This window comes from Coriobacteriia bacterium (genome assembly GCA_016649875.1).
Classification (GTDB): domain Bacteria; phylum Actinomycetota; class Coriobacteriia; order WRKU01; family JAENWW01; genus JAENWW01.
In genome coordinates, this window is record JAENWW010000006.1 from 75968 (window position 1) to 86652 (window position 10685).

Consider the following 10685-nt stretch of genomic DNA (forward strand, 5'->3'; position numbering starts at 1 on the left):
GTCGAGCTATGAGACACGTTGTCATCATCGGGGGCGGAATCGCCGGTTTGGGCGCCGCCTATAAAATCAAACGCGCGCAAGATGCGGGCGCCGAAGTTTCCTTTACCGTTTTGGAACAACAAGATCGTATCGGCGGTCAGCTCTGGACCGACCGTGTCGTCGACCTCGAAGGGCAGATGATCGTCGCAGACGGCGGTAGTGACTGTTACATGACCGAGAAACCCGCGCTGCATCGTGTCGCCGAGATGATAGATATGGCAACCGAGGAAACCGGCACCCTCGACGAGGTGAAAAAGACATTCATCGTAAAAAATAATAAGCTCGTCGAGATGCCCGATGGAATCATGATGTTCGCGCCGACTAAAATCATTCCGCTCGCCACCACCTCACTTTATTCCTGGCCGGCTAAATTTCGCATGGTCCTCGATTTTTTCATGCCGAAAAAGAAACAACCCGCCGGTGGCTTGGAGGACGAGTCCGTCGAGTCGCTTGTGACACGCAGGCTCGGTCGCGAGTGCCTCGATAATTTAGCCGAAGCGATAATCGGAGGCGTAAACGGGTCGGATCCCAAAACGATGTCGGTTTTGGCGACCTACCCTTCGCTTTTGCAAATGGAACAAGATCACGGCTCCCTCATTCGCGGGTTTTTGGCTCAGCGAAAAAAAGTGGAGGCGATGAAAAAGAAGTATCCTTCGAAACCCGGACAGAAACGCAGGACGTTCATGAGCTCGTTCAAGCGGGGCATGGGGTCTTTCGCAGATGCTCTCGCCGATGCGATCGGGCAAGATAACATTCGGCTCGGTGCCGAGGTCAAGTCTCTCGAACGGATAGACGGCTCTTATCGTGTCACCCTCGAGTCGGGAGAAGTGATGAATGGCGACGCGGTCATCTGCGCGACTGCCGGATGGGTCGCCTCACCGTTGATGAAAGATTTCGCCGCCTCCGCCGCCGCTATCCTCGACACCATACCGTACTCTTCTTGTGCGACGGTCATTCTCGCCTTCGACGGCCACGATGCGCCTTTCGATAAAGCGTGGCACGGTATACTGACACCCGCAGTCGAGCATCGCAGCGTGACAGGTATTTCTCTGATGTCGTCGAAGTGGGAGGGACGCTGCCCTGAGGGCAAAGTTTTGCTTCGGGGCTTCATCGGAGGTCCGCGCGATCCCCATATGCTCGATTTGACCGACGAGGAAATCATAAATCTCGCACGCAAAACGTATGAGGAACTCCTCGGTTTGGTCAAAGATGCCCCCATTCGTTACGCCAAGGTGTTTCGTTTTCCTGAGAGCATGCCGCAATATACCGTGGGTCACCTCGATCGTATGAAGGCGCTTCACGAGATTGTGGATTCGCTCTCCGGCTTTGCGCTCGCGGGTGCTTCTTACGACGGGGTCGGGGTTCCCAACTGTCTGGAATCCGGTGAAAAAGCGGCTTCGAAAATACTCGATGATTTCAATATCGTTCTCGATGGGGACGGCAAGCCGGATACGCGTATCTTTTAGAAAAGGGACATGATGGCTCATATAGTGATTATCGGTGGCGGAGCGACGGGGCTCGGTGCCGCCTATTTGTTGAAACGTGCACAAAATGCAGGCGTCGATATGACATGGGATCTCTATGAGCGAGACATGCGGCTCGGAGGAAAAGTCGCAGGTGAAATCGTAGCCGATCCGCAAACGGGTGAGCCGTACGTGGTAGACGGAGGGCCGGACTGTTTCACCGAGCGTAAGCCGGCGGTGCACCGTGTCGCGAAGTCGGCGGGAATCGCCGACCAAGAATTGGGCTGCAACAATGCGCGACGGGGAACGTATATTTGGCGAAAAGGCAAGAAATATCATCTACCTACCGGGTTTTCGATGTTCATCCCCACGCAGTTGGCTCCGCTGTTTGAAACCGAACTTTTGAGTGAAGAGGGAAAACGTGAAATGTTGCGCGATCTCGTGGAGCCGAAAAAGGAAGTTGCTCCCGGTGCATTCAACGATGAATCTCTCGAGAGTTTCATAACGCGACGTTTCGGTCGAGAAGTGCTCGACTATCTCGCTGAGCCGTTCATCGGCGGTGTTCATGCTTCCGCGCCCGAGACGATGTCACTTGCCGCATCTTTCCCCGGCTATTTGGATATGGAGCAAAAGTACGGCTCGGTTATCAAGGGTACTGTTTTGATGGCGGCAGCTCGAGAGCGCGCTGCATTAAAACGTGACGGTGCGACTAAGGGCCCCGCGCCGCTGTTCGCCACCTTCAAAGGCGGACTTCATCAGCTCACCGACACGATGGCCGACAGGGCCGGCCGAGAACATCTCCATACGAGTGCCGGCGTGCAGTCCCTTGAAAAAAATGGCGAGACCTATCGCATCACGCTCGAAACAGGAGAGTGCATTTCTGCGGATGCCGTGATAATCGCCACCGAAAGCTACGCCGGTGCGCAGCTGATCGAACGAATATCTCCCGAAATGTCTCAGGCGTATCGGCAAATTCCCAATCTCACTTCATCCACCTGCTCATTCGGCTTTCGCGCCGAGGATGTCGATGTTCCGGATAAAGGGTTCGGGACGCTTGTGCCGGCCGTTGAGAACAGGGCGCTTCTCGCGGCGACGTGGTCGTCGAACAAATGGGAACATCGCGCGCCTGAAGGCAGAGTGCTTCTTCGGGGGTTTTGCGGAACGCCGCATAATCAAGAGCTCATGGAGAAAACCGATGAAGAACTCACGGAGATAATCCTTGCGGAATTGCGTGAAATCATGGATATCAAGCCGGGGGCGCAGCCACTGTTCTCTCGGTTTTACCGATGGCATTTGGGAATGTCGCAATATACCATGGGCCATCTCGGCCGTGTGGAGACAATCGAAGAAATCTGCGCTGCAACCTCAGGGCTTGCCGCGGCCGGGGGATGCTTTCGCGGAGTCGGTGTGCCCAACTGTATAGAGGGCGGAGAGCGCGCAGCTCTCAAGGTGCTCGGCGATTGCGGAATCGAGTACAGCGAAGAGCTTTAGGCTTCGAGGTTTTCCTCGGGCATGGGCGCGAAATTTTCCCGTGCGTCGAGCAGGGCCGGGGCAAGATTCACGTCGGGCTTGGGGGTGGCTTCGATTCCGAGATGCGCCAATTGATCGAGCGCGGCGGCACAAGCGACGGGCACCGCCGCTTCGACGGCGGGGGATAGTTCCAAAACCCACTGAGTGATGTCTTGCACTTGCACACCGATGATGACTTTTGATTTCAGCTCGATATCCATCATCGTAGCCGCCTTCAAAACATCCACCAAGCGCATGTCGTGAGCCGAATGCAGCACCTGGTTGGCGGCAAGCTCCTCAGGGGTGAACAATAAAACGGTTCCCGCCGGATGCCCGGTTTCTTGGGCGGCGTCAATCACAATCAGACGGTCGCACTCGCGAAGGCTGTCGAGTATCAGCAGTCCCATCGTACCGGCGTCCATGAGTGTCACGTTGGCGGGAAAATCGAAATCGCGATCGAGTGCTTCGATGCAGCGGGGTCCGATTCCCTCATCGCCCATGATGGTATTCCCCGGTCCCATGATGAGAATTCTATCGCCGGTGCCGTCGACTTTTTTGAGAAATTGTTCGGTGTGCTCATGCGTCATTATTGATATTCCTTCATTAAGAGTGCTCTGAACTCGTCTACGGGGAGTTGTTCGCGCGCTTTATCCCGGTAGTCGTTGCTACCGGCGAGCGTTTCACGCATGAGCGCCACCATGAGATAACGCCCTTTTTCGGTCAAAGTCAGTTCTTCGCGGTTGTCGGTCGCAAAAGCGCCGACCATGCGCATAAACGACATTTCGGCGGGCAACCCGGTACTGACCGAGACGCCGTATTCTTTGTAAAAGGCCGACTTATCGAGTCTGAGACCGAAAAGTTGGCTGGCGAACGTGTAGCGCATGGAGGATATTTTCGACTGTCCGCCCTTACTCTTTTTGGTGATGCCCATCTTATCGTGGTCGAGGCGGTCGTAATACTCTCTCAGGCTGAAAGTGTTGGTGTAATTGCATCCTTTAAGGTACGACATCGCTCCCGAGCCGATGCCGACGTATTCGGGATAATCGACGATATATTCGTCGATTATCATATTTTTGTCGGCACTGAACGTCCACGCCGAGGAGGGGTTGAATGTATCCGCAAGCCCGTTGCAGACCATCTTGTACATCTCATATTCGCGGCCGTAATCGATTTCACCGATGGTCGATTTAAGCTGTGAACGGAGCAAGGGCGAAGCCATGAGGGGATAAAATGTCGTTTGGTTACACCCGGTTTGTTTGACGAGTTCGATGTCACGCTGCAGGGTTTCGAAGGTTTGACTGGGAAAATTGAATATCATATCGACATTAAAGGAATCGAACTTTCCTTGCATCGACTGAACGGCGGCCAATGTCTCCTCGGCCGATCCGGTCGTATCATAGCGACCCATCTGATGGAGGAGGTCATCATCAAAGCTCTGCACGCCGACTGAAAGACGGTCGACCCTGCCGCTGAGCGCTTCGTAGAGCTCGGTTCCCAGATCGGTCGGATTCGTCTCCGAGGAGACGTCTTTGATGTCGGGGAAGAGGCTTTTCGCAAGATCGATGGTATCGGCGAGTTCATCGAGCAAAACGGTAGGTGTTCCTCCGCCTATGTACGTTGCCTCGAAACGAAATCCCATGTCTGCAACCAGTCGCATCTCGCGACGCAGATACGTGAAGTATTCGCGTGCGCGTTCCTCTTTGAAGTAGAAGCGATTGAACGAACAGTATGTGCAGAGTTGTTTGCAAAACGGAACATGCACGTAGAGCATATAGTGTTTATCGGGGTCCGGTTTCGGGATGCGTGCCATATCGGTTGCAACGGTACCGTTGAGATAATCCTTGTTGAATATTCGTGTCACGTTGGTCAAAATGCGTTCTGAGAGCACGTGGTTTCCAATCTCATCAATTTCGGACAGATTCAATTCTACCGTTTCGTGCTCGTAATAATAAAGAATGTTTATTCTAATGTGGTACAATCTCATCTAACCTATTTTTGGAGTGTACATTCCATGCACAATGCGTTCGCAGCAAAGTTTTACTTTTTCGGCTTCTGGTATTACGAGAAGTCTGAATCAGGTTTTGCTGCGGCAAGGGTATAATTTTCGAATACGAAAAGAACTGAAAAAACCTTGAAGACTTCGTAGCAAAACGCTGACGGAGTCTTTTTTTATAGGTCGGGTGTTGTGAGAGTAAAACGTCGATAATGGTTTAAGGACAAAGGAGCGAGAAAAATGATTGTAATCCTGAAAGAGAATTCCGATCAACAGCAATTGGATAACCTCAAGAACTGGTTGACCAATCAGGGGTTGCAGATTCACGAGTCGCATGGTGCCTCTTCGACCATTCTCGGTCTCGTCGGAGATACGTTGCGCATCGATATGAATCTCATTCTTGCGCTCGACATCGTCGAGGATGTCAAACGCATCCAAGAGCCCTACAAAAAAGCCAATCGCAAGTTTCACCCCGAAGACACCGTCGTAGATGTCGGCGGCGTGAAAATCGGCGGAGGAAATTTTCAGATCATCGCCGGTCCGTGTTCGGTGGAGACTCCCGAACAAATAAGCGCCGTGGCACAAGCGGTCAAGGCATCGGGCGCGAAACTTTTGCGCGGTGGAGCCTTCAAGCCGCGAACGTCGCCTTATGCATTCCAAGGCCTTCGAGGCGAAGGTCTCGAGCTCATGAAGAAGGCGAAAGAGGAGACGGGATTGCCGATCGTCAGTGAGATCATGGATATTTCCCAACTCGAACTCTTCGATGATGTCGACCTCATTCAGGTCGGCGCTCGCAATATGCAAAATTTCGAAATGCTCAAGGTGCTCGGTCACGTGCATAAGCCTATTTTGCTCAAACGAGGAATGGCGAACACCCTCCAGGAGTTGCTGATGAGCGCCGAGTACATCATGGCCGGCGGCAATACCGACGTTATTTTATGTGAGCGTGGCATACGAACCTTTGAAACCGCCACGCGAAATACGCTCGATATCAGTGCCGTTCCGGTTTTGAAAAAACTGTCGCACCTCCCCGTCATCGTCGACCCGAGCCATGCGGCCGGAATTGCGGCGCTGGTGAGACCTCTGAGCTTGGCCGCCGCGGCGGCGGGCGCCGACGGACTGATGATTGAAGTGCACAACGACCCCTCGCATGCGCTTTGTGACGGTCCGCAGTCGTTGACGCCCGAAGCTTTCGATGAAGTCGCTTCATCGGTCTTTGCCCTCCGAGCCGTTCTCTAGAGAAGGAATGATCATGGTAATCGGCGTAGTTGGAATGGGGCTCATCGGCGGATCGTTTGCAAAGGCTGCCCACAACCTCGGAAACGATACGATTTTGGGATTCGATATCGACGAGAGTGTCGTCTATAAGGCTATCCTCGTTGAAGCGATCGATGCGAAACTGAACGAGGACCGCATTAAAGAGTGCGACATGATTTTATTGGCACTTTATCCGAAAGCGGCCGTCGAGTGGACTCGTCGAAATGCCGACCGGATTAAGAAGAATGCCATACTCGCCGACCTTTGCGGAATCAAGGCTGCAATTTTCGACGATTTATCGAGTATTGCCGGTGAGCATTGGTTTACCTACATCGGCGCCCATCCGATGGCCGGGCTTGAGACTTCCGGCTTCAATTCAGCCTCCGAAACGCTTTTTAAAGAGGCCTCTCTCGTTCTGACTCCTATGAAAAGCGCTCGCATAGAGGAGATAGAAGTCTTCAAAAAATTCTGCGAACGCATCGGTTTTACGAATTTCGAGATCGCCTCCGCCGATTATCACGATGAAATGATAGCTTTCACTTCTCAGTTGGCCCATGTGATCTCAAGTGCCTACATTAAAAGTCCGACTGCTCGCAAGCATGCCGGTTTTTCCGCGGGGAGTTACCTGGACATGACGCGCGTCGCAAAACTCAACGAGGTCATGTGGACGGAGTTGTTCCTGGAAAACAGTACGAATCTCGTTACGGAACTCGAAGGAATCACGTTGCGTCTTGAAGAGTATACGACCGCCATTAAGATCGGCGACGCGACGCGTCTCGAAGAACTGTTGCGCGCTGGGCGAGAGCAAAAAGAGGAAATCGACAATCGAATCGTTTCAAAGGAAAAGTAATGGATATCGAAGTACAACCGATAGAGGAACTTTCAGGGACCATACGCGTGCCCGCATCGAAATCCGAAGCGCATCGGGCATTGATATGCGCCGCCCTTTGTTCGGGAACGACGATGATGACCATCGATCAGCTCTCGGCCGATATCGAGGCCACCATCGGCTGTCTCGAAGCTCTCGGCGCCAAAATCGACCGCAAGGGTGAAAATGTGTCGGTTACAGGCATTGTCAGCGTTCCTGAGGCGCCTTTGTTGAATTGTCGGGAAAGTGGTACCACTTTGCGTTTGCTCCTGCCGGTGGCTGCGGCAATCGCCCACAATGCCACGTTCGTCGGAGAGGGAAGACTCCCGAAGCGTCCGATTGCCGAGATTTTGGACGAATTGAGTAAAAACGGCTGCAAGGCGAGCGCATCTTCGTTGCCGGTGGCACTCTCCGGTGGTTTGAAAGCGGGGAAGTTTTCGTTGCCGGGGAATATAACATCGCAATTCGTCTCAGGTCTTTTGATTGCACTGCCGAAGTTGAAAGGTGAGAGTGTCATTGAAATAACCACTCCTCTCGAATCCCAAGGATATGTTCATATGACGCTGGACATCCTTGAGAGATTCGGCGTTTGGATGGAGGATGATGCGGACCGCATGTTCACAATTCCGGGGAGTCAGGCGTACGTACCTTTTGTCGGTGACTTGGTCTACGGTGACTGGTCGAGTGCGGCATTCTGGCTGGTCGCCGATGCGTTGGGAGCCGATATCAAGCTTTCGGGTCTGGATCCGCTCACGTATCAACCGGACAGCGCCATTCGCTTTATTTTCGACCGATTCGGCACACGCGTCGTCGAAGGCGATACGATTTTTAGTACGCATGAAAAGCTCTACGAGGCAGTCATCGATCTTTCTCAGACGCCCGACTTGGCACCGGCTTTGGCGGTTCTCGCTTGCGCAGCGCACGGTCAAACGAGTTTTATCGGAGCAGGGCGTCTGCGCATCAAAGAAAGCGATCGCATCTCCGCTATAGTTGGAATGCTCGGTGCGCTCGGTGGGAACATACAAGAATTCGACGATGCGTTCGTCATAAACGGGCCCGTTCGCCTAAGCGGAGGCGTCGTGGACGGGAAGGGCGATCACCGGATCGTCATGGCGGCGGCCATCGCCGCGCTGTTTGCGATAGGACCGGTCGTGATAAAAGGTGCCGATGCAGTCGAGAAGTCGTATCCGCGGTTTTTCGAAGACCTGAAGAGTGTGGGAGGTGTGTATCGTGAAATCTCTTAAGGGCGACAAGATCGAACTCGAACTTTACGGTGAGTCGCATTCGCCTTCCATCGGAGCTAAGCTTTCCGGAATACCGGCCGGTGAACGCGTCGATGCGGTCCTGCTTGAAAGATTCATGGAGCGGCGTGCACCGGGTCGCTCCTCGTTGAGCACCTCGCGCAAAGAAGCCGATGTCGTGCGATTCCTCTCCGGGCTGCATGACGGGGTCACCGACGGGGAGCAGATCCATATGGAAATTTTGAACGGCAATACCCGTTCAAGCGATTACGATTCCATCAAAGATACGCCGCGTCCGGGGCATGCCGACTTTCCGTTTTATGCGAAGACGGGCAAACGCATTCCTGCCGGCGGCGGTTATTTCTCGGGTCGTCTGACCGCTCCGCTCTGCGCTGCGGGAAGCATCGCTTTGCAGATACTCGAGCGTCGCGGTATATCCATTTCGGCTCGGATCATACGTATCGGTGAGGTTGAGCAAGAGGCGAGCGAGCCGACTGCTGAGATGATTGAAGCCATCGAACAGGCAAGAGTGGCAAACGACTCGATCGGAGGGGCGATCACCGTCACCGCATCCGGAGTGCCCGCCGGTCTGGGCGATGCATACTTCGGCGGCCTCGAGTCGGCGCTTTCTTTTGCCGCCTTCGGCATTCCCGCCGTAAAAGCCGTCGAGTTCGGCGCCGGAACCAAAGTCGCCACAATGTTCGGCTCGCAGAACAACGACGAGTTTTTCTATGACGGCGATATGGTCAGAACTCGTACGAACAACCACGGAGGAATACTTGGCGGAATCAGCACCGGTATGCCCGTCACCATGACACTGAGCTTTAAGCCGACCCCCTCGATAGCACGCGAGCAACAAACCGTCAATTTGGAAACGGGCAAGGACGCGGTCATTCGGGTGCTCGGCCGCCACGACCCTTGTGTCGTGGTGAGGGCGCTTCCGGTCGCCGAAGCGATAACGGCTCTGGTCATTTTGGACTTTTTGTTAGGAGAAAACTGATGGATTTATCGGATGCACGAAACGAAATCGATGAGATTGACGATTCGATAGTCGATCTGATGAAGAAGCGGATAGAAGCAACCGCGCAAATCGCGCGGTACAAAAGCGAGCACAATCAATCGATTCTCGATAAAGGACGTGAGCGAGCGGTTCTCTCCCGAATGGCAGGCAAGGCTGGCGCAGGCTATGAAATGTATGCGCGGGCTTTGTTCACGACATTGTTCGACATCGGTAAATCGTATCAGAGCCGTGCGATGGGATGTCGAGGAGAACTCTCATCACGCATCCACGATGCGCTGGAAAACACCCCGCGAATTTTTCCCAACAAAGCCGTCGTGGCATGCCAGGGAACGGAGGGCGCGTACTCGCAAGCTGCGACCGATAAGCTCTTTTCTTTGCCGAACATTGTGTATTTCAACACCTTCGAGGCGGTTTTCCAAGCGGTTGAACAAGGACTTTGCGATTACGGCATGCTTCCCATCGAGAACAGCTCCTACGGCTCGGTGACGGAAGTCTACGATCTCATGAAGCAGCGTGATTTCCATATCGCCCGTAGCGTGAAATTGCACATTCATCACGCGTTGCTTGCCAACGATGGCGCAAAGCTCGAGGACATAAAAGAGATTTATTCACATGAGCAGGCGATCGGTCAGTGTGGTGAGTTCTTGAAGGGGCTTTCAGACGTGCATGTCAATGTCGTCGAAAACACCGCCGTCGCCGCGCGAATGGTCAAGGAGTCGGGGAGAGGGGACGTTGCGGCGATATCTGCAATCGAGTGTGCCCGACTCTACGATCTGACGGTGCTCAGCGAATCGATACAAAACAGCGACAACAACTATACGCGCTTCATTTGCATCTCCAAGAAGCTCGAAATATACCCCGGCGCAAACAAGATAAGCCTTATGTTCACGGTTCCTCACGAGCCTGGATCGCTCTATTCGATGATTTCCAAGTTTGCCACACTCGGGGTAAATCTCACCAAAATCGAAAGTAGGCCTCTGGCCGGAAGTGATTTTAAATTCATGTTTTATTTCGACATGGATGCAAGCGTCTATGATGCGACTTTCATCGATCTTCTTTGCGAACTTGATGAGGCAATCGATCAGTTCGCGTTTCTCGGGGCTTATAGCGAAGTATGAGCAAGGAGTAAACGCACAAAAACGACGCGCCCTTTTGGTGTGAACCCCTAAAGTTGGACTTGGATTTAAATTCAGGTCCAACTTTTTTATTAGGAGGTCACATGGCGAGGAGCAACATAACTACGGCAACAAAAGCAAAGGCAATTGAGATGTTTAGGCAAGGTCGCCGTAGCAAA

At 53.3% G+C, this 10685-nt stretch carries 9 protein-coding genes; 7 read left to right on the forward strand and 2 right to left on the reverse strand.

Going from position 1 to position 10685, the window contains the following annotated elements; translation table 11 throughout:
- Positions 1-8: 8 nt before the first annotated feature.
- Both hemG (JJE36_03565) and hemG (JJE36_03570) read left to right on the forward strand, forming a co-directional pair.
- Positions 9-1505, forward strand: a complete 1497-nt coding sequence (hemG, locus tag JJE36_03565; protein ID MBK5211374.1) for a protoporphyrinogen oxidase — start codon at positions 9-11, stop codon at positions 1503-1505.
- A gap of 9 nt (positions 1506-1514) precedes the next feature.
- Positions 1515-2993 (forward strand): protoporphyrinogen oxidase, encoded by a 1479-nt coding sequence (gene hemG, locus JJE36_03570; GenBank protein MBK5211375.1) that lies wholly within the window; start codon positions 1515-1517, stop codon positions 2991-2993.
- On the opposite strand, the gene JJE36_03575 is transcribed toward hemG (JJE36_03570), so the two are convergent.
- Together JJE36_03575 and JJE36_03580 are read right to left on the reverse strand one after the other, a co-directional pair.
- A complete protein-coding gene (locus JJE36_03575) occupies positions 2990-3598 on the reverse strand; it encodes a hydrogenase maturation protease (GenBank protein ID MBK5211376.1) in 609 nt (202 codons plus the stop codon). The genes hemG (JJE36_03570) and JJE36_03575 overlap by 4 nt on opposite strands.
- Positions 3598-4899: a coproporphyrinogen III oxidase family protein gene (locus tag JJE36_03580; GenBank protein ID MBK5211377.1), complete on the reverse strand. Its 1302-nt coding sequence runs from the start codon at positions 4897-4899 to the stop codon at positions 3598-3600. Before JJE36_03580 ends, JJE36_03575 begins: the two co-directional genes overlap by 1 nt.
- 345 nt (positions 4900-5244) lie before the next feature.
- On the opposite strand from JJE36_03580, the gene aroF reads away from it, so the two are divergent.
- Genes aroF through JJE36_03605 form a run of 5 tightly spaced genes read left to right on the forward strand, consistent with a single transcriptional unit; the run spans position 5245 to position 10509 of the window.
- Positions 5245-6243 (forward strand): 3-deoxy-7-phosphoheptulonate synthase, encoded by a 999-nt coding sequence (aroF, locus tag JJE36_03585; protein ID MBK5211378.1) that lies wholly within the window; start codon positions 5245-5247, stop codon positions 6241-6243.
- Between the two features lie 13 nt (positions 6244-6256).
- On the forward strand, positions 6257-7111 hold the full coding sequence (locus tag JJE36_03590) for a prephenate dehydrogenase (protein MBK5211379.1): 855 nt from the start codon (positions 6257-6259) through the stop codon (positions 7109-7111).
- The gene (gene aroA / locus JJE36_03595; protein ID MBK5211380.1) at positions 7111-8373 is read left to right on the forward strand and encodes a 3-phosphoshikimate 1-carboxyvinyltransferase; all 1263 of its coding nucleotides are present in this window, start codon (positions 7111-7113) and stop codon (positions 8371-8373) included. Before JJE36_03590 ends, aroA begins: the two co-directional genes overlap by 1 nt.
- A complete protein-coding gene (aroC, locus tag JJE36_03600; GenBank protein MBK5211381.1) occupies positions 8360-9370 on the forward strand; it encodes a chorismate synthase in 1011 nt (336 codons plus the stop codon). Before aroA ends, aroC begins: the two co-directional genes overlap by 14 nt.
- A complete protein-coding gene (locus JJE36_03605) occupies positions 9370-10509 on the forward strand; it encodes a chorismate mutase (protein ID MBK5211382.1) in 1140 nt (379 codons plus the stop codon). The genes aroC and JJE36_03605 overlap by 1 nt, the downstream gene beginning before the upstream one ends.
- The last annotated feature ends 176 nt before the right edge of the window (positions 10510-10685 follow it).

Bases quoted from the DNA above. Each gene is read 5' to 3' on its own strand.
- aroF (MBK5211378.1), top strand. From the start codon at position 5,245: ATGATTGTAATCCTGAAAGAGAATTCCGATCAACAGCAATTGGATAAC.
- JJE36_03575 (MBK5211376.1), bottom strand. From the start codon at position 3,598: ATGACGCATGAGCACACCGAACAATTTCTCAAAAAAGTCGACGGCACC.
- hemG (MBK5211375.1), top strand. From the start codon at position 1,515: ATGATGGCTCATATAGTGATTATCGGTGGCGGAGCGACGGGGCTCGGT.
- JJE36_03605 (MBK5211382.1), top strand. From the start codon at position 9,370: ATGGATTTATCGGATGCACGAAACGAAATCGATGAGATTGACGATTCG.
- hemG (MBK5211374.1), top strand. From the start codon at position 9: ATGAGACACGTTGTCATCATCGGGGGCGGAATCGCCGGTTTGGGCGCC.
- JJE36_03590 (MBK5211379.1), top strand. From the start codon at position 6,257: ATGGTAATCGGCGTAGTTGGAATGGGGCTCATCGGCGGATCGTTTGCA.
- aroA (MBK5211380.1), top strand. From the start codon at position 7,111: ATGGATATCGAAGTACAACCGATAGAGGAACTTTCAGGGACCATACGC.